This window comes from Thermobacillus sp., assembly GCF_003390775.1.
In the GTDB taxonomy this organism is placed as follows: Bacteria; Bacillota; Bacilli; order Paenibacillales; family Paenibacillaceae; genus Thermobacillus; species Thermobacillus xylanilyticus.
Map to the genome: position 1 here is coordinate 1 of NZ_QEWA01000022.1, position 24,864 is coordinate 24,864.

Below are 24,864 nucleotides of genomic sequence, written 5' to 3' on the forward strand. Positions count from 1 at the left end.
GGGGCGCTGGACGAACTCCTGATGGAAGCCGAAACCAGGCAGTGGAGTTACCGCCAGTGTTTGCAGCGCGTGCTTTCGTACGAGTTGAAAAAACGGGAAGAAAAGCAGTTTGCCCGTCGGTACAAACGCGCCGCGTTCCCGGAACTGAAAACGTTGGACGAATTTCGGGTCGACGAACAACCGTCCCTGGGACAACGTCAGTTGCAGCAACTTCGGGAACTGATGTGGCTGGAGCAGCATTATAACTTGCTCTTTCTGGGCCCGCCAGGCGTCGGGAAGACGCATCTGGCGATTGGACTGGGCGTCGAGGCATTGAATCAAGGATATAGCGTCAGTTTCGTCACGATGGATCAGTTGTTGCATCTCTTGAAGACGCAAGAGATTTCCCGAAACGCCCAGCTGCGGGTGAATCGGATCATCCGTTCCGATCTGGTGATTCTGGACGATCTGATGTTCATGGCGCTGGATCGGCAGGAGGCTCACTTGTTCTTTCAGTTGATCAACAAACTGTATGGGCAGGCCTCCATCATCCTGACGTCCAACAAAGGACCGGAAGATTGGGGAGAACTGCTCGGGGATCCGGCCGTCACAACCGCCATTCTGGACCGGATCCTGCATCGAAGCGAGGTGATTCACCTGACAGGAGACAGCTACCGGCTCAAGCACCGCCAAACCATATTTGGAAATTTCTAGTTGTTGAAAATAAATTCGCAAAATTTGTTCAAAGGTACTTGACGGTTACAGTACTGGAGAAGCATGATCTCCATACGCTGGTCGTTGACATGGGCGGAGCAGGTCTCACTGGCGATAATATACTGGCTCTTGCAGTTTCACCAGGAGGTTCAACGTGTAGCCGTACCAAAACCTCACCTGCCCCGTTCCGCGCGGATCACCCTTGACCCCCATACTTGCATGTTGCGACAGGTCCGCTCGAAGCTCCTTGTACGTGGCGGGGAGCATGAAGCATGTCGGCAACCTCTCGTTCAAACAGGCTGAGGGAAGCCTTGTACGCTTCAAGCCGGGCTTCCCATTCCGCTTTTTCCGCTTTCGGAATGCGGCCGCGTTTATTCCGTTTCGGTTTTTCCGGCTTGCGTTCTTCCGGTTTCATCACGACGGATTCGTCAAACAAGACGGGGGTATCGGTTTCTTGTGCAGGCTTTGGTGTCGATTTGCCCTTCTTGTCCAATCGAGGATTGCGGTCAAAGGCCTCAATATGGGAAGAATCGACGGCCAGTACATCCCCCGCAACAAACCCTTCCTCCATCGCCTGGTTCACCAGGTCCTCCTGAATCTTTTGCAAAATATCCGCTTGCTGAAGCTTGGTGATCAATCGGGAATAGGAGGCCTCGCTCGGAATCCGGTCGGATCCAGTAAAGCGGCACCGGGTGCGAAACTCAAGGCTTTCTTTCAATCGGCGAACCAAATCCTTGATGAAACGGATATGTTCCAGCTTGGCGATGATCAAAGAGTAGATCATCGCTCTTGTGTTCAAGGTTTCGGGACGACCGCGGGTCTTGTGGCTACCAATGGCATGAAGGATTTTTCCAATCGGCAACTGTTCCAACACCGTATCCGCTTTGGGGGTAATCTCCATTTCCATCAGTTGCTCGAAGGAAAACAGTTCTTCTTGTCGAATATGATACATGGAGGAGTACTCCTTTCTCGGTTTTGGTTTGGTCACCTAAAACTTCGAGAATTTGGGGAGGTACTCCTCTTTTTTATGTCCCAATATCCAATTGCCACAAGGGGTTTCAATTATGAAATTGACTTAATCGTCAGTCATTTTCCAGTTATTCAGCACTCGCTGGAAAAACGACAACAGGCTTGACAGGGAGCCTCTGCAGGCGTGATTCTCGCGAAGGGGCGGTGGGAGAGGAATCATCGCGGGCTTGCAAGCCTATCACGCCTGCCTCTCCCTGTAAAGCCTGTCTTCAAATCTGGAAATTCCCAATTACCAGTAGCACGATTTTTTGGGGTAATCCGTCACGATTTTTTACATCGATTATCTGGAAGAACAGATTCGACGATTCTGAAGTGAATGCGATTCTGGTACAATCAACGTCCGTTCGGACTGCATTTTGAAACCAGAGTGTTTATAAATGCTGACCTTCGTGGATTGTGGCGTGAGAGCGGAGAGTTGCTTGAAAAGGAATAATCCACCTTATCCTAGGTAATAACTAACAAGAAGAAGCCTGCCCCTTTTTCGGGCGGCGGAGAGACTTAGGAGGGACCATGATGGTGAGGAGATTACGCCCCGTACTGCTGCTGGTTTTATCCATGATCATGGCGCTGCCCGCAGCGGCGGCCGCGGAGGAGAAGACGAAAGGCGCGCCCGCGTCATCGCAGGACGGAGCGGTCAAGCTGGCGCCTTCCGCGCGCTCGGCCATTCTGATGGATGCCGACAGCGGCACGATCATTTTCGAGAAGAACAGCCATGATCGGCTGCCGCCGGCCAGCATCACGAAGATCATGACGATGCTGCTCGTCATGGAGGCGCTGGATGAAGGCCGGATCAAGCTGACGGACAAGGTGACGACGAGCGAATATGCGGCTTCGATGGGCGGGTCGCAAATTTTCCTCGAAGCAGGCGAAGAAATGACGGTCGAGGATCTGCTGAAAGGCGTAGCCATCGCGTCCGGCAACGACGCGTCCGTCGCGCTCGCCGAGAAGATCGCGGGAACCGAGCAGGAATTTGTGCGCCTCATGAACGAGAAGGCGCAGCAGCTCGGCCTGAAGAACACCCATTTCGTCAACGTGAACGGGCTGCCCGCCGAGAACCACTACACCTCGGCTTACGACATCGCCGTCATGTCGCGGGAACTGCTGAAGCATACCGAGATTACGAAATATACCGGACTGTACCAGGACTATCTGCGGAAGGACACCGATCGTCCGTTCTGGCTCGTCAACACGAACAAGCTCGTCCGGTTCTACGCCGGCGCGGACGGACTGAAGACGGGGTACACGAGCGAGGCGAAGTTCTGTCTGAGCGCGACCGCAAAGCGCGACAACTTCCGCGTCATCGCCGTCGTCATGGGCGAGCCGGACACGAAAACGCGCAACGCCGAAGTGGCCCAGATGTTCGATTACGCGTTCGCCATGTACACGAACGTTCCGATCTACAAGGAAGGCGACACGATCGGCACGGTGCGGATCGCCAAAGGGGAAGTGCCGCGGCTTGAGCTGAAGGCAAGGCATCCGTACAGCGTGCTGATGAAGAAGGGCGCGAACATGAAGGACATCCGCCATGAGCTGCGTCTCGACGAACCGGTCAAGGCGCCGGTGAAAGCCGGCCAGAAGATCGGCAAGGTCATCGTCTATCAGGGCGCGAACGTGCTCGCCGAATTCGACGTCGAAGCGCCGGAGAACGTGGGACGGGCGAACTGGTGGACGCTCTTCAAGCGGACATGCGCGGAATTGATCGCATAACCGCGAATCCGGACGCGTCCGGCGGCGGAATTTGTCCGGCAGGTTCTAGTTTTGTCGCAGGGCAGGAACGTCGGCCGGACGCGTAGAAATGACTGCGTAGAAATGACTGTCTGAAGCAGGGAGAGGAGTGAACGGCAATGCGGCTTCGTGAGGAAATGGAGCATTACCGCAATGTGCTGATCGTCAGGCTGAAAGGCGAACTGGATCATCATACGGCTGACGGATTGAAGCAGCGGCTCGAGGATGCGCTGCTCAGGGGCAGGGCAACGCACGTCGTGCTCAACCTGAGTGAGCTCGCGTTCATGGACAGCTCGGGCCTCGGCGTCATCCTCGGGCGCTACAAGACGGTGACCGCCCGCGGCGGAAAACTGATCATCTGCGGCGTCAATCCGGCCGTCCGGCGGCTGTTCGAATTGTCTGGTCTGCTCAAGATTGTCGCGCTGTACGAGAATGAGCGCGAAGCGCTCGGCAGTCTGGAGGTAGTATCATGAACGGATCGAACCGCATGACCCTGACGTTTTCCAGCCGTTCGGAGAACGAAGCGTTCGCGCGCATCGCCGTCGCCGCTTTCGTCTCGCAGCTCGACCCGACGGTCGATGAACTGAACGATCTGAAGACGGCCGTGTCCGAAGCGGTGACGAACGCCATCATCCACGGATACGACGGCAATCCCGACGGCATGGTGACGATCGAGGCGCACATCGAGGGCGACACCGTCTCGATCATTGTCCGCGACGAAGGGAAGGGCATCGAAGATCTGGAACTGGCGCGGCAGCCGCTGTTCACCTCCAGACCGGAGCTGGAACGTTCCGGCATGGGCTTCACGATCATGGAAAACTTCATGGACGAATTCGAAGCGGCGAGCGAACCTGGCAAAGGAACGGAGATCCGGATGATGAAGCGGATCGAATCGAAAAAGGCGCTGTACAACTAAGCGCGCACAGGGGTTGGACCGCATGGAAGTCGATTGGAGACAGCAGTCGCAGCCGTACCTGGAGGACGCCGAGGTAAAACGGCTCATCGCACTTAGCCAATCCGGGGACGCGGATGCCCGCGACAAGCTGGTCCAGGCCAACATCCGGCTCGTATGGTCGGTCGTGCAGCGGTTCCTGAATCGCGGGTATGAACCGGAGGATCTGTTCCAGATCGGATGCATCGGCCTGCTCAAGTCGGTCGACAAATTCGATCTGTCCTACGACGTGAAATTCTCCACCTACGCCGTGCCGATGATCATTGGCGAGATCCAGCGGTTCCTCAGGGACGACGGCACGCTGAAAGTGAGCCGCTCGCTGAAAGAGCTTGCGAACAAGGTGCGGAAGACGAAGGACGAGCTGTCCAAGGGGCTCGGCCGGCAGCCGACCATCGGCGAAGTGGCCGAGAGGCTCGGCATATCGCCCGAAGAAGTCGTATTCGCGCAGGAAGCGAACAAGCCGCCGGCGTCGATCCATGAGACCGTGTTCGAGAACGACGGCGACCCGATCACGCTGATGGACCAGATCGCCGACGAATCAGGAGAACGGTGGTTTGACCGGCTGGCGCTCAGCGAAGCGATCGAGACGTTGTCCGAGCGGGAGCGGCTGATCGTCTATCTCCGCTATTACCGCGACCAGACGCAATCGGAAGTGGCCAGCCGGCTCGGCATCTCGCAGGTGCAAGTGTCCCGGCTCGAGAAGAAAATCTTGCAGACGATCAAGGACCAGATCGCGCTTTAGGCGGTCTGGTCTTTTGGTTTCCGCCGCAGCGTCCTCATTTCCCGCATTTGTCAGGGAGGCTCCCGGTTAGGCCGGCCGTTTCCCACTCATACTAGAACTTGACAGGAACGCCGCGAAAGGGTGAGTCCATGACGACCGTGCGAACGAACACGCTGTACGTCCGGCTGCACAAGCGGCTGGTCATCCGGCCCGGCGATGACGTGCGGCTCGGCGACGCCGCCCGGCTGCTCGCCGACGAAGCGCGGGAGCGGCGGCTGAAGGAGCTGGTCCTATACCGGCACAAGCCGGAAGACGGCGACCGCGTCGTCATCGACATGCTGCACGTCATTCGCGCCGTGTCCGAAGCGGAGCCGGGGCTTGATGTCGAGTTCGTCGGCGAGCCGCAGACGCTCGTCACGGTCGCCGCCCGGCCGCAGAAGCCGCTGCCCGGCATGCTGATTGTGGCGTGGCTCCTCCTGTTCTTCGGCTCGGGGCTCGCCATCATGAACTTCCACGCCGACGTCGGCATGCTGGAAGTGCATCGGCGCATGACGGAGCTGATTACGGGCACGAGGCCGGAACGCCCGCTCTGGTTCCAGATTCCGTATTCGATCGGCGTCGGTCTGGGCATGGTGCTGTTCTTCAACCGCGTGATCCGGCGCAAGCTCAGCGAAGAGCCCAGTCCGCTCGAGGTCGAACTGTATCTGTACCAGGAAAACGTCGACGCCTACGTCGTCGCCGACGAGATGCGGAAACTGCACCGGAATCAGGGAGGCGGCGGACAAGGGAGCGGCGGCCGTGGCTGAATGGCTCGCGAACGGCGCAGCCGCTCTGCTCGGCCTGTCCGGGGGACTCGCGGTCGGAAGCGGCCTGATCGCGCTGCTGGTCATTCTGGATCTGATTCCGCGGCTCGCGCAGCTGTCCCGGGGATACCGGCTGGCGGCATGGTACGAGACGGCCATCATCGCCGGCACGGTGTACTGGATGTCGGCTGATTTCGGCGACTGGCGGAGCCCGCATACGGGCGCAGCCGAGATCCTTGCCGCGCTGGCCGGCCTGTTCACCGGGCTGTTCGTCGGCATGCTGGCGGCCGCGCTGACGGAAGTGGTCAACGTCCTGCCCATCATGGCGAAGCGGCTCAGGCTGGAGTCGAAACTGCCGGCGCTCGTCTGGGCGCTGGTGCTCGGCAAGCTGGCCGGTTCGCTGTTCGATTGGCTCGTCTATCATCGCTGAGGCCGGGCTTCCGGCACATTCCGGCAGGAGGTGCGCAACAGCCCCATGGACGAACGAAACGATATGCAGCAGGATGGCGGATGGCAGCCTCCCGTCGTTCCGCCCGAACCGCCGAAGGAACCGGGAGCGAGCACCGATCGTCCCGTCCGGCGGAAGCTGATTCGTCCGGAGCGGGAAGAACCGGAGGACGATCGTTCCGGCAAGCATGCCGCGGAAGATGAGCGTTCCAGGCGGGGACGCGGGCGGCAATCGGGCCGCAGATCCCGCCTGGCGGCGCGGAGCCTGGATGGTCAAGCCCGCGGGCAGAACGGAGAGCGGCAGGGGCAGACCCGTGCGCAAAGCCTGGGGCAGCCGGGGCAAGGCGGTGCCCGCAACCGGGAGGAGCAAAGTCAAGCCCGGCATGGACAAGCCGGCTCGCAGAACCGGGAACAGCACGGGCAATCGCAGCCGGCGGAAAAGCAGCTGATTCCGGCAAGCATCGATGAGCTGAAGCCGCTGTTGGAACGCGAGGCGGGGCTGAACACCAGTTTCGACGTCGTGCTGCGCGAGATGACGTTCGGCGGCCGGCGGACGGCGCTTTTTTACATGAACGGGCTGGTCAATTCGGCGGCGCTGACGGAAGTGCTCAAACGGCTGTCGTACCTGACGGCGGAAGATCTCGATACGGACGCGCTGAAACTTTTCTTCGAGACGTATGTGCCCGCGGTCCAGGTGACGAAGACGGATGTGTTCGACGACATGCTGGACAGCGTGTTCGCGGGCTGCGCCGCCCTGTTCGTCGACCGCGAGCGCGCGGCGCTGATCATCGACGCGAAGATGTTCCCGGACCGAACGCCGGAAGAACCTTCGCTCGAACGGGTCGTGCGCGGTTCCCGCGACGGTTTTATCGAGACGCTGATGACGAACGTGTCGTTGATCCGCCGCCGGCTGCGCGACAAGGACCTGCGGTATGAACTGATCCGCGTCGGCGCGCGGACGAAGACGGACGTCTGCATCGCCTACATCCGCGACATCGCCGATCCCGAACTGGTCGAAGAAGTGAAGAGGAAAATCGGGCATGTGAACGTGTACGGGCTGCCGCTCGCGGACAAGCAGCTCGAAGAGACGACCGTCAACCGCGGCTGGCATCCGTACCCGCTCGTCCGCTATTCGGAGCGGCCGGACGTCGTCGCGGCGCAGCTGCTCGAAGGCAGCGTCGCGGTGCTGACCGACACGACGCCGAGCGTCATGATGCTGCCGACGACGTTCTTCGACTTGACCCAGCACGCGGAAGAGAACCGGCAGACGCCGTTTATCGGCACGTACCTGCGCTGGGTGCGGTATATCGGCATCTTTTTCTCGCTCTTCCTGCTGCCGCTCTGGTTTCTGCTCGTACTGAAGCCGGAGCTGAAGCCGCCGCAGCTGGACTTCCTCGGCCCGCAGCAGATGGGGCGAATCCCGCTGTTTCTGCAGTTCGTGCTCGCCGAGATCGGGGTCGACCTGATGCGGATGGCCGCCGTTCATACGCCGTCGCCGCTGTCGACCGCCATGTCCCTGATCGCGGCGATTCTGATCGGCGACATCGCCGTGAAGACCGGGCTGTTCAACAACGAGGTCATTCTGTACATGGCAATCGCCGCGATCGGCATGTTCGCCACGCCGAACTATGAGCTTGGGCTGGCGAACCGGATCGTCCGGCTGGCGCTCATCATCGCCGTGGCGATTTTCGGCATTCCGGGATTCGTCGTCGGCACCGCGCTGTTCGTCGTGCTGCTCGCCTGCACCCGGTCGTTCAACCGGCCCTATCTGTGGCCGTTCATCCCGTTCGACGGCAGGTCGCTGGCCGCCCTGCTCATTCGTCCGCCGGAGCTGCAGAACAAGAAGCGCAATCCGCTGCTGAAGCCGCAACAACTGGACCGGCTCCCGGATTCGCAGGAGAATAGGTAAAAAAGTGCAAAGAACCGGCAGAAAAGTGCAAAGGTTGTTGCAAAAAATCCATTTCTCACTGGTTCCGAATGCGATATACTAGTGCATATGCTGCAAATCAGATGAACCAGCGCAAGGGGAGAATCTTTGATGCACTTGCACGGAACCAGCAAGATCAATGCCGAAGGACGGCTTGAAATCGGCGGCTGCGACGTTCAGCTTCTGGCGGCTGAATTCGGCACGCCGCTCTATATTGTCGATGAAGCGCTCGTCCGGCAGCGCATGCGCGAGTACATGGACGCGTTCCGCGCCACCGGCATTCCGTTCCAGGTCGCTTACGCCAGCAAGGCGTTCTGCACGATGGCGATCTGCGCCGTCGCCGAGCAGGAGGGGCTGTCGCTGGACGTCGTCTCCGGCGGCGAACTGCACACGGCGCTCAAGGCCGGCTTCCCGGCGAAGCGGATCCATTTCCACGGCAACAACAAGACGCCGGACGAGATCGCGTTGGCGCTTGACGCGAACATCGGCTGCTTCGTCGTCGACAACTTCGTCGAGCTGGATCTGCTCGACGCGCTGGCCGGCGAACGGGGCAAGCGCGTGAACATTCTGCTGCGCATCACGCCCGGTGTCGAAGCGCATACACATGAATACATTTCGACCGGTCAGCAGGATTCGAAGTTCGGCTTCAACCTGGCCGGCGGCGCCGCGTTCGAAGCGGTGAAGCGCACCGCGGCGAAGCCGCATCTCGAACTGCTCGGCATCCATTCGCATATCGGCTCGCAAATTTTCGAAGTGGAAGGCTTCCGTCTGGCGGCGGCCAAAGCGGCAGAGTTTGCGATCCAGGTGCGGGACGAGCTCGGCATCCTGTTCCGCGTCATCAATCTGGGCGGAGGTTTCGGCATCCGCTACACGGCCGAGGACAAGCCGCTTCCAGCGGCAACGTATGTCCAGGCGATCGCGGATGCGGTCCGGACGAACTTCACCGCGGCACAGTATCCGCTGCCCGAGATCTGGATCGAACCGGGCCGCAGCATCATCGGCGACGCCGGGACGACGCTTTACACTGTCGGCACGACGAAGGACATTCCGGGCGTGCGCAAGTACGTCGCCGTCGACGGCGGCATGACGGACAATCCGCGTCCGGCGCTGTACGGCTCGAAGTACGAAGCGGTGCTGGCGAACCGGATGAACGATCCGGCGACCGAGAAGGTATCCATCGCGGGCAAATGCTGCGAGAGCGGCGACATGCTGATCTGGGACATCGAGCTTCCGGCCGTGAAGCCGGGGGATCTGCTCGCCGTGTTCTGCACCGGCGCCTACAACTACGCGATGTCCAGCAACTACAACCGGATTCCGCGTCCGGCGGTCGTCTTCGTTAAGGACGGCCAGGCGTCGCTCGTCGTACGGCGCGAAACGTACGAAGACATCGTCGGCAACGATCTGCTGCCCGAGCGGCTGAAAGCCGCGCCGGCGGCGAACTGACAGGCCGCACCTGAGCTTCCTCGGCCGCAAGCCGGCTGTCGACCATTCGGCGGTCTGGCGGCGGTTCGGGGAAGTTTTTTTCTGAGCGGCGGGCGGCTTTTTTGCGCCGTTGGGCGGTTTGTAGTATGATGGGTGCATACGTTGGACAGAGGAGTTGAACGCCGGAACATGGCCAAGCAGGCACGGATCAAAATGCAGAACGGCGCGGAGATCATCATCGAACTGTTCGAGAAAGACGCGCCGAACACGGTGAAAAATTTCGAGACGCTCGCGAACAAAGGATTCTACAACGGGCTGACTTTCCACAGAGTCATTCCGGGATTCGTCGCGCAGGGCGGCTGCCCGAACGGCAATGGCACCGGCGGCCCGGGCTATACGATCAATTGCGAGATCAATCCGAACAAACATGAGCGCGGATCGGTCGCCATGGCGCATGCCGGGCGGAACACGGGCGGCAGCCAGTTCTACATCTGCTACCAGCCGCAGCCGCATCTGGACGGCGAGCACACGGTGTTCGGCAAAGTGATCAAAGGAATGGAGCATGTCGACGCGTTCAAAGGGCGCGACGTCATGGAGAAAGTCGAAATTTACGAGGTGTGATTCGATTACCGCGGGCTGCGGGGCCGCTGGTCCGCGGGCGGGACGTGCCGGCTAACGGAACGTGGTAACGTTAGCGTATCCGTCATCTGGTTGCGAGGCGTTCTAACGGAACGTGGTTCCGTTAGAGCCGGCTGTCGGGCGCACTTGGCAGCTTCAGTCGGCCTATAACGGCACGGATTGCCGTTAGCGGGCCTTGCATCATGCCCGAGCGGCGGATTAACGGCACGAAATGCCGTTAGAACCCGCTGTCGGGCGTCCCTGGCAGCTTCAGTCGGCTATTAACGGCACAGATTGCCGTTATTGAGCCCGGAAACATGCCCGGGCGACACATTAACGGCACGAAATGCCGTTAGAGTCGGCCGTTGGGCGAACTTCGCGGCACCTGGCGAACCGACAGCCATCGTGAGACCGCCGAGAGGCAGCCACAGCCGGGCGCTCTTTCGGCGTTTCTTGCAAATCCTCGGCAACGGTGCTACTATTCATCTGTACGCATTTATGAACGTTTCCTTCGGGGCAGGGTGGAAGTCCCTACCGGCGGTGATCGCGGTTCCATGTGCGGCGGAATGCCGCGGAACCGGCGTCAGCCCGTGACCCGGGCCGAAAACGGATGGCACATTGGCCGGACGGCGGCACGGTGGATCCGGTGCAATTCCGGAGCCGACAGTAACAGTCTGGATGGGAGAAGGAAGCGGGCAGAAGCGCAACTGCATTGAGACAGCAAGGATTGTACTTTTTTTCACATGGAGAGTTCGGCGAACGGCGCCGGCCGATGGTCAGGCGGTTCGGGCATGTCCGAATGGCGGGTTTGCACCTGTTCGGCCATGACCGGGCACACACCGTCCTGACCGTGAATGACCGGTATATCCGTGCATGTCTGGGCATATGCGGCCGCGAATCCGGAACCCGCAGCATCCGGTTCGTCATGCGCACCGCCGGACAAGGCATGCGCTGCTTCCGGCAGCCGACGCCTTGGCACGTCCGTGAACAACGTGCCATTCCGTCCTCTCCGTGTCGAAAATAGTATCCGACCGAACCCAAGTCTCGCGGTAACGGACGCTCCTTGCGTGCGCACAATTGTCCGCATTCTCCAAGCCTCCGAAGGAACGAACTTCGGAGGTTTTCTTGTTGTGATTGACCGATTGGATGACGAATACTACATGCGGCTGGCGCTTGAGCTTGCCGCGAAGGCGCGCGGTCAGACCGGCGTCAACCCGGTCGTCGGCTGCGTCATCGTGAAGGACGGCCGGATCGTCGGCCTCGGCAGCCACCTGAGGCGCGGCGAAGCGCACGCCGAGATCCACGCGCTGAAGATGGCCGGAGAAGAGGCGCGCGGCGCGACCGTCTACGTGACGCTCGAACCGTGTTCCCACTACGGCCGCACGCCGCCCTGCGCCGACCGGCTGATCGAAGCGGGAGTCGGCCGCGTGGTCGCCGCGGCGACGGATCCGAACCCGAAGGTGTCGGGGACCGGCCTCGCGAAGCTGCGGGCCGCCGGCATCGAGACCGTCAGCGGCGTCCTCGAAGCCGAGTCGCGGAAGCTGAACGAAGCGTTCGAGAAATATATCCGCACCGGACTGCCGTTCGTGACGCTGAAGGCGGGCGCGACGCTGGACGGAAGGCTGGCCGCGGGTTCGGGTGACAGCAGGTGGGTGACCGGTGAGGAGTCGAGGGCGGCTGTGCATACGCTGCGGCATTGGCATGACGCGATCATGATCGGCGCCGGCACGGCGCTCAAGGACGATCCGTCGCTCACGACGCGGACGCCGGTTCCGGGCCTCCATCCGGTGCGCATTGTCGTCGACTCGCAGCTTCGGCTGCCGCTGCACCTGAAACTGTTCACCGACGGTCAGGCGCCGACGATCGTGCTCGCCGCGGTGGACGCGGACAGCGGCAGGCGGCGCGCACTAGAGGCGGCGGGCGCAGAGGTGATCAGCTGCGCCGCGCAAGGCGGACGCGTCGATCTGCGCGACGCGATGCGAAAGCTGGGTGAGCGCGAAATCGGCTCCGTCCTGCTCGAGGGCGGCGGGAGACTCAACGGCGCGATGCTTCAGGGCGGGCTGGTCGACAAGATCGCCGTCTTCTTCGCGCCGAAAATCGTCGGCAGCGGCGGAATTCCGCTGTTCGACTGGCCGATTGCCGAGCGGATGGCGGAAGCGGTCGAACTGACCCGGATTGTGATCGAACAGTACGGAGACGATTGGTGTGTCACCGGTTATCCGGAGCAGTCCGCGCAGGGAGGGGATTGATCATGTTCACCGGTCTGGTGGAAGAAGTCGGACGGCTCGTGAGGGCTGTGAAGAAGGGCGAGTCGATGGAGCTGACAATCGAGGCGGACCGGGTGCTCGAAGGCACGAAGATCGGCGACAGCATCGCGGTCAGCGGCGTCTGCCTGACCGTGACGTCGATGGGCGGCGGCGTGTTCACCGCGGACGTGACGCCGCAGACTTACCGGCACACAACGCTGGGCAGTCTAAAACCGGGCAGCCCGGTCAATCTGGAGCGGGCGATGCCGGCGGACGGCCGGTTCGGCGGCCATATCGTGCAGGGCCATGCCGACGGCACGGGCGTCATCGTGTCTCGTGAAGACGAAGGCAACGCGGTCTGGTTCGGCTTCCGGCCGGACGATCCCGGATTGATGCGCTACATCGTGCCGCGCGGTTCGGTCGCGGTGGACGGCATCAGCCTGACGGTCGCGAGGGTCGACGGCGGAAGCTTCAACGTCTCCATCATCCCGCACACGCTGGCGATGACGGCGCTCCGGTACAAGCGGCCCGGAGACCGCGTCAATCTGGAGTGCGACATATTGGGCAAATATGTGGAACATCTGCTCGGATTCGCACGCAAGCCGGGAGAGAGACCGGAAGGCGGCGGAAGCGGCCTGACGGAGGCGCTGCTCAGAGAGAACGGTTTTATCTGATAGACAAACGGATACGCGAAGAAACGGAGGGAGTGCGATGAAACCGGAATTCGATGCGATCGAAGATGCGATATACGATCTCATCCTGGGCAAGCCGGTTATCGTCGTGGACGACGAAGACCGGGAAAATGAAGGCGATCTGATCGCGCTGGCGGACAAGGCGACGCCGGAGGTGATCAATTTCATGATCACGGAGGCCCGCGGCCTCGTCTGCGTGCCGCTTACGCCGGAACGCGCGGAGGAGCTTGACCTGCCGCCGATGGTCAGCCACAATACCGATTATCACGGCACGGCGTTCACCGTCTCGGTCGACCACGTTTCGACGACGACGGGCATATCGGCGTTCGAACGCGCCCAAACGGTGAAGGCGCTGATCGATCCGAAGGCTAAGCCAACCGATTTCCGGCGGCCGGGCCACATTTTCCCGTTGATTGGAAAGAAAGGCGGCGTGCTGAGGCGCGCCGGCCATACCGAAGCGGCGATCGACCTGGCGCGGATGTGCGGCGCTTATCCCGCGGCGGTCATCTGCGAGATCATCAAAGACGACGGCACGATGGCGAGACTGCCGGATCTTCTCAAGTTCCGCGAGAAGCACGGGTTGAAGCTGATCACGATCCGGGACCTGATCCGCTACCGGAACGAGAAGGAAAATCTGGTCCAGCGCGTCGTCGAGGTGCGGATGCCGACCGATTTCGGCGTGTTCCGCGCGATCGCCTATACGAACGATGTCGACTCGAAAGAGCACGTCGCGCTGGTGAAAGGGCAGATCGATCCTTCCCAGCCGGTGCTCGTGCGCGTCCATTCCGAATGTCTGACCGGCGACGTGTTCCATTCCCACCGATGCGACTGCGGTCCGCAGCTCGAGGCGGCGCTGCGCCAGATCGACGCGGCCGGCTGCGGCGTCCTGCTCTATATGCGCCAGGAAGGCCGGGGCATCGGGCTGATCAACAAATTGAAGGCGTACAAGCTGCAGGAGCAGGGATTCGACACGGTCGACGCGAATATTAAACTGGGCTTCAAGCCCGACCTGCGCGATTACGGCATCGGCGCGCAGATTCTGAAAGATCTGGGCGTGCGCAAAATGCGGCTGCTCACGAACAATCCGCGCAAGATCAAGGGTCTCGAAGGCTACGGCCTCGAGGTGGTCGAGCGGGTGCCGCTGCAGATGGAAGCGAACGAAGACAATGTCCGCTATCTGCGGACGAAGCAGACGAAACTCGGGCATATGCTCGATCTGAATTCCCTGGGTGGAGAGAAAGGATGACGGATGCAATGGTGAAAGTGTACGAAGGACAGCTGGTCTCACAAGGGCTCAAATACGGCATTGTCGCCGGACGGTTCAACGAGTTTATCGTATCCAAGCTGGTGTCGGGCGCCCTTGACGCGCTCAAGCGGCACGGAGCGGACGATTCGGAGATCGAGATCGCCTGGGTGCCCGGCGCGTTCGAGATTCCGCTCATCGCGCAGAAGATGGCGGAAAGCGGCAAGTACGACGCCGTCATTACGCTCGGCGCGGTCATCCGCGGCTCGACGCCGCATTTCGATTACGTCTGCAATGAGGTGTCCAAGGGCGTCGCGGCGATCTCGCTGAAGACGGGCGTGCCGGTCATTTTCGGCGTCCTGACGACCGACACGATCGAACAGGCGGTGGAGCGGGCCGGCACGAAAGCGGGCAACAAAGGCTGGGACGCCGCCGTCACGGCCATTGAAATGGCGAACCTGACCCGGGCTATCCAGGCCTGAAAATTGATACAGCCGAAGCGAAGGGAACTCTAAGCGTGACGATCCATTACAAACTCGAGACATTCGAAGGGCCGCTCGACCTCTTGCTCCATCTGGTCGATCAGGCGGAAATCGACATCCACGAGATTTCGATCAGCGAGATCACGGACCAATATCTGGCGTATCTGAACGCCATGCAGGAACTCGAACTCGAGATCACGAGCGAATTTCTCGTCATGGCCGCCACGCTGCTGGCCATCAAGAGCCGGCAGCTGCTGCCGAAACCGCCGGTCGTGGAGGAAGAATGGCCCGAAGGTTTCGAGGATGACGAAATCGATACGCGCGAAGAGCTGATCCGGCGGCTGGTCGAATACCGCAAATACAAGGAAATCGCCGGGAAGCTGCGCGAGCTGGAGACCGACCGCGGGCTTGTCTACACGAAGGAGCCCGAAGATCTGACGCCCTACATGCCGTCCAAGCCGGAAAATCCGGTTCAGGGACTGGTGCCGGCCGACCTGGCCGCGGCCTATATGCGCGCGCTGCGCCGGCAGGCGCGCCGCAACATCGTCTCCACGGTGAGGCGCGACGAAATTTCGGTCAAGGACCGGATCCGCGATATTGCCGAACTGCTGCGGGAGCATTCGACCGTCAAGTTCTCGAAGCTCATCCGGCGGGAAATGGACCGCCAGGAGATCGTCGTGACGTTTCTCGCCATCCTGGAACTGATGAAGCGGCGGGCGGTGTACTGTTTCCAGCATCGGTTGTTCGACGATATCGTCATTCAATGGAGAGGGGATGCGGCGGCGAGTGGATTACAAGACCTTGAAATCGATTATTGAGGGGCTGCTGTTCATGGCCGGCGACGAAGGGATCAGCGCGAAGCAGCTCGGCGAGATCCTCGGCTGCGACCCCGCCCTGGCGCGGGACGCCGCCGAAGAACTGAAGGCGGACATGGTCCGCGAGGGCCGGGGCTTGCGCGTCGCCGAAGTGGCCGGAGGCTATCGCCTGACCACCGTGCCGGAGCATGCGCCTTATTTCGAGAAGCTGGCCTATACGCCCGGCCGGCAGAGTCTGTCGCAGGCCGCGCTGGAGACGCTGGCGATCATCGCCTACCGCCAGCCGGTCACGCGCGTCGAGATCGAGGAAATCCGCGGCGTCAAGAGCGATCGCGCGCTGCAGTCGCTGGTGAACAAGGAACTGATCCAGGAAGTCGGCCGCGCGGACGCGATCGGACGGCCGATCCTGTACGGCACGACGAAAGCTTTCCTCGACTATTTCGGTTTGCCGGATCTGAGCGCCCTGCCCGAGCCGGAAGAAGCCGAGCAGGATCTGCTGGCCGAGCAGACGCAGATGCTGTTCGAGAAGCTTGACAGCATGCAGATGACGCTGGACGAATTCAGGGACGAAAACTGATCAAGGCCTGATCACCATCATATCAATCCTGACGACGGCAGACCGAGCGCGCCCAGGCGGCGCTTTCGGTCTGCCGTTTTTTCAGCCGTCCGGTCTGCGGCATAATCCGGCAGCGGAAGAGCATACTATCCATGGCAACGCGTCGGAAAGCGGGGGATCGACGATGCTGTTTGCCTGGTTTTGGTTTTCCGTCGCCGCAATCATTATGCTCACAGCCGTCTGCAGTTCGGATGTCGTAGTGCGCGGGCGTTACCGCCGCGTCGGCGCGGATGATGAAGCCGAGTTGGAAATCCGCGCGCTGTACGGATTGATCCGTCGGCGCTCGGTGGTGAAGGCGTTCGACTGGTCCTGGTCCGGCACGGAATTTCTCGTGAAGCGCGGACAGCAGGGCGTCGCGCATATCGACCGGGACGATGTGGAGCGGTTTTTCCGGAATACCAGGCTGGCCCTCCGGCTGACCTTTCATTTGACCCATGTCGTCAAGCGGCTGGCAGCCAGAATGAGATTGACCGAGTGGGAATGGCATACGGTCATCGGCTTGCGCGACGCGTTCTGGACGGCGATGATGACCGGGGCCGCCTGGTCGCTCCAGGCGGGATTGACGGGCTTCCTGTCGCACCGTCTGCGCCTTTGCGCGAAGCCGGTGCTGCGCGTGGAGCCGCTGTTCGGTTCATCCGTGTTCAAGACAAATCTGACCTTCACCGCCCGGATCCGCGCGGGCCTGCTGCTGCTTGCCGGCCTGAGCATGTTTGGCCGGATCTTGCGCGTGCGCGGCGGAATCGAAGGCTGGGTAAAGCTGCTGACGAAGCCGGACAAGGCCGAGCCTCAGCGTACATAGCGCTGCGGGAACAGCGTTCACAGAACGCTTTGCCATGCGGGCCGCACGCCCGCTGAATCGCGCGGCATAAAGAATCCGGCCCGGGGCAACCTAACCATGCGTGAGCAGCAGCATTAACCGACGAAGGAGGATGAACATGCTCGAGCACCCGATCCAAGGGCTGATGGAGACCGCCATGGAGAGCATCCGGGAGATGGTGGACGTCAACACGATCGTCGGCGATCCGGTGCAGACGCCGGACGGCAGCGTTATCCTGCCGATTTCGAAAGTCGGTTTCGGCTTTGTCGCCGGCGGCTCCGACATCAAACTGGACGGCAATTCCGAACCGACGCACGCTTCGGTCGATCAGCATAACGCGACAGTCTCGCTTCCTTTCGGCGGCGGCAGCGGCGCCGGCGTTTCGATTACACCGATCGCGTTCCTGGTCGTCGGCTCGCAGGGCGTCAAGATCGTTTCGCTGGACAACCAGACCCACCTGTGGGAGCGCGTCATCGACTCGGCTCCGAAGATGCTCGACAAGCTTTCGGCCATGATGAAATCCGGCTCGCACAAGCACGTTTCGGACGCGCAGATCGAGACGGAAGCAACAACGGCGAACACCCCGGTCGTCTGATGGCAACTGCCCGCTCAAGGGCAGTTTTTTTCGGCTTTTGCAGGACCGAAGCATTCGGGCGGAGGCTCGGACATACGATGGTACAAGACCCGGGGGTCGGGCGCGGCCTGACTCGCGCCCGATCCGCCAGTCCGCGAAGGAGGAAGCCGCAGGATGAAGCCGCGCATGCTATGGATTCTGGCCGTCGCCGCTCTGCTGGCATCGGCCGTCTCGCCGGGAGCCGCCGCCGCGCCCCGCCCGATCGAGACTAACGCGGAAGCCGCCGCGCTGATCGACGTCGAATCGGGAAGGCTGCTTTACAGCCACAACGGCGACAAAAGGATGCGCATCGCCAGTCTGACGAAGATCATGACCGCGATCGTCGCCATCGAGAACGGCGACTTGTCCGATATCGTCAAGACGAGCAGCCGCGCGGCGGGCAAAGAAGGATCATCGATCTACCTCAAGGTCGGCGAGGAGATGAGCCTTCACTACCTGCTGTATGGCCTCATGCTTCGCTCCGGCAACGACGCCGCCGTCGCGATCGCCGAGCATGTCGGCGGCTCGGAGGAAGGGTTCGTCTGGATGATGAACGAGAAAGCCCGCGAGCTCGGACTTGCGAACACGCATTTCATGAACCCGCACGGACTTGACCACGACGATCATTATTCGTCCGCGAACGATCTGGCGAGGCTTACCGCATACGCCTTGCGCAATCCGGTATTCCGCGAAATCGTGAAGACCCGCGTCAAGAAGGTGCCGAATCCGAACGCGGAATGGGATTACATATGGACGAACAAGAACAAAATGCTCACCATGTACGAAGGGGCGGACGGCGTCAAGACCGGCTATACGAAACTGGCACACCGCTGCCTCGTCAGTTCGGCCACGCGGGGCGGACAGCAGCTCGCGGCCGTCACGCTCAATGACGGAGACGATTGGGCCGATCATCAGCGGCTGCTCGACTGGGGGTTCCGGCATTATCCGCTGCGAACCATTGTGGAAGAAGGCCGCAAGATCGCGGGCTACAGTCTGGCGGCCGGACGCACGTTCCGTTACCCGCTGGCGGAAGGCGAGCGGGAGCGGATCACGACGCGGCTCGTCGTCCGCCCGCAGGACGATGTCCGGACGCTGCTCGGCGATGCCGGGCGGCTGGAATTGGAGCTCGGCGGCGTGCCGATCGGTTCGGTGCCGCTGAAGCTGCTGGAGCAGCCCGGCTTGTCGCGCGGCCAGGCTGACCGGAAGGCCGTTTCGTCCGGCGCCGGGCCGCAGCCGGAAGCCCGGCCGGCGGCGCGCACGCTGCTCTCCGCCCTGCGGACGGTCGGTCTGACGCTGCTGATGCGGGAGGTGTGAGCCGTGGTCAACCTGATCTGGCTCGGCATGATCGTGCTCAGTTTCATCGCCGCCGCCGCGACCGGCCGGATGGACGAACTGACCAAGGCGGCGTTCGACGGCGCGCAGACCGGCGTTACTGTATGCTTCGGGCTCATCAGCGTGCTCGTGTTCTGGATGGGCCTGATGCGGATCGCCGAGGACGCGGGATTGCTGGGGAAGCTGGCGGCCTTGCTCGGTCCGGCCGTCCGTCGCCTGTTCCCCGACGTGCCGAAGGATCACCCGGCGATCGGATACATCATGTCGAACATGAGCGCGAATCTGCTCGGGCTCGGCAACGCCGCGACGCCGATGGGCATCAAGGCGATGCAGGAGCTGCAGAAGCTGAATCCCGATCCGAGGACGGCCACGCCCGCCATGTGCACGCTGCTTGCGATCAATACGTCGAGCATTACGCTCGTGCCGACGACGCTCATCGCGATCCGGATGAACTTCGGCTCCGCGAATCCGGCGGAAATCGTCGGCACGACCATCGCCGCCACGGCGATCGCGACGGGCGCGGCGCTGCTGGCCGACCGCTGGTATCGCAGCCGCGCCTTGCGGCCGCCGCACCGGTCGGATCCGCCGGCCGGGCTGCCCCGGACGACACGCGCGGGGAGATCCCGGCGTCCGGCGGAAGAACCGCTGCCGCCGGCAGCCGGCGGTTCTGGCCGTCCGCCGCATGCGGAAGGCGGGTGAGCGCCGGTGTACGCGCTCGTCACGACGCTCTCCGCCTGGATGATCCCCGCCATGATCGCCTTCATCCCGCTGTACGCGGCTTACCGCAAGGTGCCGGTGTACGAATCGTTCGTCGAAGGCGCGAAGGACGGCTTCGGGACGGCCGTCGGGCTCATTCCGCATCTGGTCGGCATGATCACGGCCATCAGCATGTTCCGCGCTTCGGGTGCGATGGATCTGATGCTCGCTGCGGTAAAGCCGCTGTTCGAGCGGCTGGGCGTGCCGAGCGAAGTCGTGCCGCTCGGCCTGCTTCGGCCGATCACCGGCGCGGGATCGCTGGCGTATACGACTGATCTCATCAAGACGTACGGGCCGGATTCGATGATCGGCCGCATCGCGTCGACCATCCAGGGCAGCACGGACACGACGCTCTATGTGCTCACCGTCTATTTCGGCGCGGTCGGCATCCGCCGTACGCGCTACGCGCTCAAGGTCGGGCTGTTCTCGGATCTGGTCGGATTCGTCGCCGCCATCGCCGTCTGCATGATTGTTTTCGGGTGAAGCGCCCGGTGACAAGCGGGAACTTCCGGCAACACGCCGCCGGAGGTTCCCGTTTTCGCTTGCCAATGGGCGGTCCGCTTGTGATTTTGCCCGCGGACGGGTATGATGTTGACAAGAGGTGACAACGATTGGAACGACTGCAGAAGATCATGGCCCGCGCAGGGATTGCATCGCGGCGGAAATGCGAAGAACTGATCCTGTCCGGCCAGGTGGAAGTGAACGGCGAGGTCGTCCGCACGCTCGGGGCAAAAGCTGATCCGGCCGTCGACGAGATCAAGGTCTCCGGACGCCCCATCCGCCTGGAAAAAAAGCTGTACTTCGCGTTCAACAAGCCGAAGGGCGTCATCACGAGCGCCCGCGATCCGGAAGGGCGCAGGGTGGTGGCTGATTATTTCCGCGACGTCAAGGAACGGGTGTACCCGGTCGGACGTCTCGATTACGATACGGAAGGTCTGCTCATCGTCACGAACGACGGCGATTTCGCCAACAAGCTGACGCATCCTTCCGGCCATATCCCGCGGACGTACCATGCCGTCGTGAAGGGGATCCCGCACGGCACGCTCCTTGAGAAGCTGGCGGCAGGCATCAGGCTGGACGACGGCATGACGGCTCCCGCGGAAGTCGAGTATCGGGACGTGGATATGGACAAGAGCGAGGCGACCATCGAGATTACGCTGTACGAAGGACGCAACCGGCAGGTGCGGCGGATGTTCGAAGCGATCGGCCATCCGGTGAAGCGGCTGAGGCGCGTGCGCTTCGGCAGTCTTACCCTGCAGGGCATTCCCCGCGGCAAGTACCGCGAACTCAAGCCCGAAGAGGTGAAGGCGCTGCTAATGGAAGCCGAAAGGTCACATAAAGTTCATAAATAACGATTCAGCCCCGGAGCCCCAAGGCGCCGGGATTCGTTATAATGATGGAGAATAACGGTTAACTCACGGAAAGGTGGACAGCGGATGAAAGGCCGGGAGCGCAAGATTATCCAATACGTCATCCTGATCGGCATTCTGCTGCTCGGCGGTTACGCGGTCGGCAAGACGCTGTTCGTGTCGGACGATGACAAGCCCAAGATCGGCGGACGTCCGCCGTCGTTCGAGAATGTGGCCGATATCGAAGGCAATCTGCACAGCCTTGACGATTACAAGGGGAAACCCGTGGTCATTAATTTCTGGGGCAGCTTCTGCCCGCCGTGCGTGGCGGAGATGCCGGCGATCGACAGGCAATATTTGAAATACCGGGATCAAGGGCTCGTCGTGCTTGCGATCAATCTGAGCGAGGACGACATCACCGTGCGGGATTTTCTGAAACGGTTCGATCTGCACTATACGATCCTGCGCGACAAGAATCGGATGATCGAGAAGAAATATGCGCTGCGTTCCTATCCGACAACGTTCTTCATCAGCCGCGACGGACGAATTCAGGACATCAAAGTCGGCGGAATGACCGAAGAGGACATTGAACAGCGCATTCTGAAACTGATGGAGGCGTGACATCCGGAAAGGAGCAGGCAGCATTGGCGGCATTGTTTGAAAACACGAAATGCGAATGCGGGCACCAGAATCCGCCGGATACGACGCTGTGCGAATCTTGCGGGAAGCCGCTCGGCGAGGAGGCCTTGTCGAACCGCCCGCTCGAGATGCGGTATGACGGCGTGGCGCGCCGGTCGCAGAAGGCGAATCCGAATCTGATCGACCGCATCTGGAATTTCTTCTCCTCGGTCAAGGTGGCCGTCGTCCTGATCGTCATCACGCTGATCGGGGCGATGCTCGGCACGATCTATCCGCAGGAGAACACGTTCATCAATTTCGATCCCGCATATTACGAAGAGAACTACGGGCTGGCCGGCAAAATCTACTATGCGCTCGGCTTGTCCCATACGTACGAGTCGTGGTGGTTCATCACGCTGCTCGTCATGATCGGCGCTTCGCTCGTCATCTGCAGCCTGGACCGGGTGCTGCCGCTGTACCGGGCGCTGAACAAGCAGCAGATCCGGAAGCATCTCCAGTTCCTGACGCGCCAGCGGGTGACCTATGCCGCGGATCTGGAAGGCGGCGACGAGGAATGGACGCGGAAGCTGGCGGAGCAGCTCAGGAAGAAGCGGTTCCGCGTCGCGGCGGAACAGACGGCGCTGCTCGCCGAGAAGAACCGGTTCAGCCGGTGGGGGCCGTACATCAACCATATCGGGCTGATTATTTTCCTGCTGGCCGTCCTCGCCCGCGCCATCCCCGGCTGGCAGCTGGATGAATATGTGGCCGTGCGGGAAGGCGAGGCCGTGCCGATTCCCGAAACGAACTATTATGTGAAAAACATCGATTTCGAGGTTGAGTACTACTCGGATGACGAAATGCCGGATCGGCTGAAGGGGACGATGCGCCCGAAGCGGTTCGAGACGAAGGCCGAGCTGTACGTATGCGAAGCGAACTGCGGCAGCACGGCGCTGGAACCCGTCCTGCGCAAGGTGAAAACGCACGACATTCTCGTCAACGACCCGCTCGAATACAAGGGGCTCAAGCTGTACCAGTTCGACTACGACACGACGCCGAGGCTCAAGGCGGTCCGTCCGGTGCTGATGGATCTGAAGAGCGGCGAATCGTACGGACCTTTCGAGCTGTCGATCCTCGAGCCGGAATCGGAATATGAACTCGGACCGTACCGGCTGAAGCTGATCACCCGGTTCCTCGATTTCACGGTGAACGCAAACGGCGAGCCGGCGAACCTGTCGTCCCAGCCGAACGCGCCGGCGTTCCTGTTCCTGATCCAGGGGCCGGATCTGCCGGCGGAAGGGGAGACGTTCTTCTACTTCCCGATCCGGACCGACCGCGAGCGGTTCGGCCAGGACCTGATCAACGGCGAAATGGCCGAACGGTTCGACATTCGCGTGACGGACATGGCGAACGTGGAATTCGCAGGCGACGTCAGCTATCTCAATGTCCGCGTCGACCGGGCGCTGCCGTTCATCTTCGTCGGCGCCTTCATCTCGCTGATCGGGCTGGTCATGGGATTCTACTGGCAGCATCGCCGGGTATGGCTGCGCATCGACGACGGCCGGCTGACGCTCGGCGCGCATACGAACAAGAACTGGTACGGCCTCAGGGCGGAAGTCGCCGCCGCCTTGCGCGGGGCGGGGCTCGACGTCGACCCGAAGTCGCTGGATAACGGAGGTAAAAGAGAGTGAACTGGCTATCCATCAGCAGCGGAGCGTTCATCACCGCGTTCGCGCTCTACTGCGTCGCGTTCCTGCTATATGTAATTGCCGTCATAGGGAGAAAATGGAAGAATCGCGAACCGGAAGGCCATTTGCGCAAGTGGGGCCGAATCGCGTTCGTCTTCTCGTCGCTCGGCCTCGCCGCCCACCTGGTGTTCTTCTTCACCCGCTGGGCGGGGGCGGGCCATATTCCGACGAGCAACATGTACGAGTTCCTGACCTTGCTCGGGATGTCGATCATGATCGCGTTCACCATCCTGTTCGCGATCTACCGATCCCCGTTGCTCGGTATGTTCGCGCTGCCGCTGACGATTCTGATCATCGCGTATGCTGCGGTCTTCCCGCAGGAGGTGCAGCCGCTCGTGCCGTCGCTCCAGTCCAACTGGCTGAGGCTGCACGTGACGGGCGCTGCGCTCGGCGAGGCGTTTTTCGCCGTCGGCTTTGCCGCCGGCCTCATGTATTTGCTGCGCGTAACCGATTATAACGACAAGAGCGCTTCCGCACGCAGATCGCAGCGCTGGCTGGAGTTTTCGCTGTATGTGCTGATCGTCGTCGCCGGCTTTATCATCACGGTCTTCGCGTTCCGCGGAGCCGGCTACGAAGCCGTTTTTCTGCAGGAAAAGCTGTCGATCGACGCGCGCGGCAACGAACAGCTGACGACGCAGACCGTTGAATACCAGCTGCCGCCGATCGTGAAACCGCACGCCAGCGAGACCGTATCGATCCAGCCGTTCCTGGGGCTCGACAGGCCGCTGTTCGAAGCGCCGGGCTGGATGAACGGCGTGAACGCGGGACGGAAGCTGAACACGGTGATCTGGTCTGTCTTGAGCGGGACGATCCTGTACGGCTTGCTCCGCCTCCTGGCGCGCAAGCCGCTCGGCGCCGTCATCCATCCGCTGCTGGACGGCATCGATCCGGACGATCTGGATGAGATCAGCTACCGGGCGATCGCGATCGGATTCCCGATCTTCACGCTGGGCGCCCTCATCTTCGCCATGATCTGGGCGGAGCAGGCGTGGGGGCGGTTCTGGGGCTGGGATCCGAAGGAAGTCTGGGCGCTCATCACGTGGCTGTTTTACAGCGCGTATCTTCACTTGCGGCTGTCGCGCGGGTGGCATGGCCTCAAGTCGTCATGGCTGTCGGTCATCGGATTTCTCATCGTGATGTTCACCCTGATCGGCGTCAATCTGATCATCGCCGGCCTTCATTCGTACGCCGGCGTCTGATTCA

26 protein-coding genes and 1 riboswitch are annotated in these 24,864 nt (G+C 61.4%); of the genes, 25 read left to right on the forward strand and 1 reads right to left on the reverse strand.

What is annotated here, in order from left to right:
• The coding region (istB, locus tag C6W55_RS01660) for an IS21-like element helper ATPase IstB (protein WP_286891121.1) at nucleotides 1–693 on the forward strand (693 nt) is incomplete at its 5' end.
• 196 nt (nucleotides 694–889) lie between these two features.
• Here the strand turns inward: istB and C6W55_RS01665 are convergent.
• The gene (locus C6W55_RS01665) at nucleotides 890–1,645 is read right to left on the reverse strand and encodes a transposase (protein WP_052835873.1); all 756 of its coding nucleotides are present in this window, start codon (nucleotides 1,643–1,645) and stop codon (nucleotides 890–892) included.
• Nucleotides 1,646–2,235: 590 nt separating this feature from the next.
• On the opposite strand from C6W55_RS01665, the gene C6W55_RS01670 reads away from it, so the two are divergent.
• The 24 genes from C6W55_RS01670 (at nucleotide 2,236) to ccsA (ending at nucleotide 24,860) form a co-directional block, all read left to right on the forward strand.
• A complete protein-coding gene (locus C6W55_RS01670) occupies nucleotides 2,236–3,429 on the forward strand; it encodes a D-alanyl-D-alanine carboxypeptidase family protein (RefSeq protein ID WP_015254796.1) in 1,194 nt (397 codons plus the stop codon).
• 137 nt (nucleotides 3,430–3,566) lie between these two features.
• Nucleotides 3,567–3,920: an anti-sigma F factor antagonist gene (spoIIAA, locus tag C6W55_RS01675; protein WP_015254795.1), complete on the forward strand. Its 354-nt coding sequence runs from the start codon at nucleotides 3,567–3,569 to the stop codon at nucleotides 3,918–3,920.
• Complete coding sequence (gene spoIIAB / locus C6W55_RS01680; RefSeq protein WP_015254794.1) at nucleotides 3,917–4,363, forward strand: anti-sigma F factor; 447 nt, start codon at nucleotides 3,917–3,919, stop codon at nucleotides 4,361–4,363. Before spoIIAA ends, spoIIAB begins: the two co-directional genes overlap by 4 nt.
• 22 nt (nucleotides 4,364–4,385) lie before the next feature.
• Entirely contained in the window at nucleotides 4,386–5,141 is a 756-nt protein-coding gene (sigF, locus tag C6W55_RS01685; RefSeq protein ID WP_015254793.1) for an RNA polymerase sporulation sigma factor SigF, read from the forward strand.
• Nucleotides 5,142–5,269: 128 nt separating this feature from the next.
• Nucleotides 5,270–5,926, forward strand: a complete 657-nt coding sequence (locus tag C6W55_RS01690; RefSeq protein ID WP_286891127.1) for a stage V sporulation protein AA — start codon at nucleotides 5,270–5,272, stop codon at nucleotides 5,924–5,926.
• A complete protein-coding gene (locus C6W55_RS01695) occupies nucleotides 5,919–6,353 on the forward strand; it encodes a stage V sporulation protein AB (RefSeq protein ID WP_015254790.1) in 435 nt (144 codons plus the stop codon). Before C6W55_RS01690 ends, C6W55_RS01695 begins: the two co-directional genes overlap by 8 nt.
• A gap of 45 nt (nucleotides 6,354–6,398) precedes the next feature.
• Nucleotides 6,399–8,279, forward strand: a complete 1,881-nt coding sequence (locus C6W55_RS01700; RefSeq protein ID WP_015254789.1) for a spore germination protein — start codon at nucleotides 6,399–6,401, stop codon at nucleotides 8,277–8,279.
• Between the two features lie 129 nt (nucleotides 8,280–8,408).
• Nucleotides 8,409–9,740, forward strand: a complete 1,332-nt coding sequence (gene lysA / locus C6W55_RS01705; RefSeq protein WP_015254788.1) for a diaminopimelate decarboxylase — start codon at nucleotides 8,409–8,411, stop codon at nucleotides 9,738–9,740.
• A gap of 168 nt (nucleotides 9,741–9,908) precedes the next feature.
• Nucleotides 9,909–10,340 carry a peptidylprolyl isomerase gene (locus tag C6W55_RS01710; RefSeq protein WP_015254787.1) on the forward strand — a complete coding sequence of 144 codons (432 nt, stop codon included), beginning with the start codon at nucleotides 9,909–9,911 and terminating at the stop codon, nucleotides 10,338–10,340.
• Nucleotides 10,341–10,840: 500 nt separating this feature from the next.
• Nucleotides 10,841–11,031, forward strand: a riboswitch (FMN riboswitch).
• 436 nt (nucleotides 11,032–11,467) lie between these two features.
• A complete protein-coding gene (gene ribD / locus C6W55_RS01715) occupies nucleotides 11,468–12,586 on the forward strand; it encodes a bifunctional diaminohydroxyphosphoribosylaminopyrimidine deaminase/5-amino-6-(5-phosphoribosylamino)uracil reductase RibD (RefSeq protein ID WP_286891129.1) in 1,119 nt (372 codons plus the stop codon).
• A gap of 2 nt (nucleotides 12,587–12,588) precedes the next feature.
• A complete protein-coding gene (gene ribE, locus C6W55_RS01720) occupies nucleotides 12,589–13,257 on the forward strand; it encodes a riboflavin synthase (RefSeq protein WP_015254784.1) in 669 nt (222 codons plus the stop codon).
• Between the two features lie 37 nt (nucleotides 13,258–13,294).
• Nucleotides 13,295–14,521: a bifunctional 3,4-dihydroxy-2-butanone-4-phosphate synthase/GTP cyclohydrolase II gene (locus C6W55_RS01725; RefSeq protein ID WP_213485083.1), complete on the forward strand. Its 1,227-nt coding sequence runs from the start codon at nucleotides 13,295–13,297 to the stop codon at nucleotides 14,519–14,521.
• A gap of 8 nt (nucleotides 14,522–14,529) precedes the next feature.
• Complete coding sequence (gene ribH / locus C6W55_RS01730; RefSeq protein ID WP_041854346.1) at nucleotides 14,530–15,000, forward strand: 6,7-dimethyl-8-ribityllumazine synthase; 471 nt, start codon at nucleotides 14,530–14,532, stop codon at nucleotides 14,998–15,000.
• Nucleotides 15,001–15,035: 35 nt separating this feature from the next.
• A complete protein-coding gene (locus tag C6W55_RS01735) occupies nucleotides 15,036–15,818 on the forward strand; it encodes a segregation and condensation protein A (protein WP_286891131.1) in 783 nt (260 codons plus the stop codon).
• A complete protein-coding gene (gene scpB / locus C6W55_RS01740; protein ID WP_286891132.1) occupies nucleotides 15,787–16,392 on the forward strand; it encodes an SMC-Scp complex subunit ScpB in 606 nt (201 codons plus the stop codon). Before C6W55_RS01735 ends, scpB begins: the two co-directional genes overlap by 32 nt.
• A gap of 238 nt (nucleotides 16,393–16,630) precedes the next feature.
• A complete protein-coding gene (locus C6W55_RS01745; protein ID WP_286891133.1) occupies nucleotides 16,631–17,230 on the forward strand; it encodes a DUF2953 domain-containing protein in 600 nt (199 codons plus the stop codon).
• 136 nt (nucleotides 17,231–17,366) lie between these two features.
• Nucleotides 17,367–17,843, forward strand: a complete 477-nt coding sequence (gene ytfJ, locus C6W55_RS01750) for a GerW family sporulation protein (RefSeq protein ID WP_015254778.1) — start codon at nucleotides 17,367–17,369, stop codon at nucleotides 17,841–17,843.
• A 153-nt stretch (nucleotides 17,844–17,996) separates the two neighbouring features.
• Nucleotides 17,997–19,175, forward strand: a complete 1,179-nt coding sequence (locus C6W55_RS01755) for a D-alanyl-D-alanine carboxypeptidase family protein (RefSeq protein ID WP_286891135.1) — start codon at nucleotides 17,997–17,999, stop codon at nucleotides 19,173–19,175.
• Between the two features lie 3 nt (nucleotides 19,176–19,178).
• Complete coding sequence (locus tag C6W55_RS01760) at nucleotides 19,179–19,892, forward strand: nucleoside recognition domain-containing protein (RefSeq protein ID WP_286891136.1); 714 nt, start codon at nucleotides 19,179–19,181, stop codon at nucleotides 19,890–19,892.
• A 39-nt stretch (nucleotides 19,893–19,931) separates the two neighbouring features.
• The gene (locus tag C6W55_RS01765; RefSeq protein WP_483316341.1) at nucleotides 19,932–20,432 is read left to right on the forward strand and encodes a spore maturation protein; all 501 of its coding nucleotides are present in this window, start codon (nucleotides 19,932–19,934) and stop codon (nucleotides 20,430–20,432) included.
• A 128-nt stretch (nucleotides 20,433–20,560) separates the two neighbouring features.
• Nucleotides 20,561–21,301 carry a pseudouridine synthase gene (locus C6W55_RS01770; protein ID WP_286891139.1) on the forward strand — a complete coding sequence of 247 codons (741 nt, stop codon included), beginning with the start codon at nucleotides 20,561–20,563 and terminating at the stop codon, nucleotides 21,299–21,301.
• Between the two features lie 84 nt (nucleotides 21,302–21,385).
• Nucleotides 21,386–21,919, forward strand: a complete 534-nt coding sequence (locus tag C6W55_RS01775; protein WP_213485092.1) for a redoxin family protein — start codon at nucleotides 21,386–21,388, stop codon at nucleotides 21,917–21,919.
• A gap of 32 nt (nucleotides 21,920–21,951) precedes the next feature.
• Nucleotides 21,952–23,604 (forward strand): cytochrome c biogenesis protein ResB, encoded by a 1,653-nt coding sequence (gene resB / locus C6W55_RS01780; RefSeq protein ID WP_286891202.1) that lies wholly within the window; start codon nucleotides 21,952–21,954, stop codon nucleotides 23,602–23,604.
• Nucleotides 23,601–24,860, forward strand: coding sequence for a cytochrome c biogenesis protein CcsA (gene ccsA / locus C6W55_RS01785; RefSeq protein WP_286891141.1), 1,260 nt, complete (start codon nucleotides 23,601–23,603; stop codon nucleotides 24,858–24,860). Before resB ends, ccsA begins: the two co-directional genes overlap by 4 nt.
• Nucleotides 24,861–24,864 lie beyond the last annotated feature (4 nt).

Excerpts from the sequence above, each read along its gene's own strand:
- C6W55_RS01665 (WP_052835873.1), bottom strand. The coding sequence starts at position 1,645 with ATGTATCATATTCGACAAGAAGAACTGTTTTCCTTCGAGCAACTGATG.
- C6W55_RS01670 (WP_015254796.1), top strand. The coding sequence starts at position 2,236 with ATGGTGAGGAGATTACGCCCCGTACTGCTGCTGGTTTTATCCATGATC.
- spoIIAA (WP_015254795.1), top strand. The coding sequence starts at position 3,567 with ATGCGGCTTCGTGAGGAAATGGAGCATTACCGCAATGTGCTGATCGTC.
- spoIIAB (WP_015254794.1), top strand. The coding sequence starts at position 3,917 with ATGAACGGATCGAACCGCATGACCCTGACGTTTTCCAGCCGTTCGGAG.
- sigF (WP_015254793.1), top strand. The coding sequence starts at position 4,386 with ATGGAAGTCGATTGGAGACAGCAGTCGCAGCCGTACCTGGAGGACGCC.
- C6W55_RS01690 (WP_286891127.1), top strand. The coding sequence starts at position 5,270 with ATGACGACCGTGCGAACGAACACGCTGTACGTCCGGCTGCACAAGCGG.
- C6W55_RS01700 (WP_015254789.1), top strand. The coding sequence starts at position 6,399 with ATGGACGAACGAAACGATATGCAGCAGGATGGCGGATGGCAGCCTCCC.
- lysA (WP_015254788.1), top strand. The coding sequence starts at position 8,409 with ATGCACTTGCACGGAACCAGCAAGATCAATGCCGAAGGACGGCTTGAA.
- C6W55_RS01710 (WP_015254787.1), top strand. The coding sequence starts at position 9,909 with ATGGCCAAGCAGGCACGGATCAAAATGCAGAACGGCGCGGAGATCATC.
- ribE (WP_015254784.1), top strand. The coding sequence starts at position 12,589 with ATGTTCACCGGTCTGGTGGAAGAAGTCGGACGGCTCGTGAGGGCTGTG.
- C6W55_RS01725 (WP_213485083.1), top strand. The coding sequence starts at position 13,295 with ATGAAACCGGAATTCGATGCGATCGAAGATGCGATATACGATCTCATC.
- ribH (WP_041854346.1), top strand. The coding sequence starts at position 14,530 with ATGGTGAAAGTGTACGAAGGACAGCTGGTCTCACAAGGGCTCAAATAC.
- ytfJ (WP_015254778.1), top strand. The coding sequence starts at position 17,367 with ATGCTCGAGCACCCGATCCAAGGGCTGATGGAGACCGCCATGGAGAGC.
- C6W55_RS01755 (WP_286891135.1), top strand. The coding sequence starts at position 17,997 with ATGAAGCCGCGCATGCTATGGATTCTGGCCGTCGCCGCTCTGCTGGCA.
- C6W55_RS01765 (WP_483316341.1), top strand. The coding sequence starts at position 19,932 with ATGATCCCCGCCATGATCGCCTTCATCCCGCTGTACGCGGCTTACCGC.
- C6W55_RS01775 (WP_213485092.1), top strand. The coding sequence starts at position 21,386 with ATGAAAGGCCGGGAGCGCAAGATTATCCAATACGTCATCCTGATCGGC.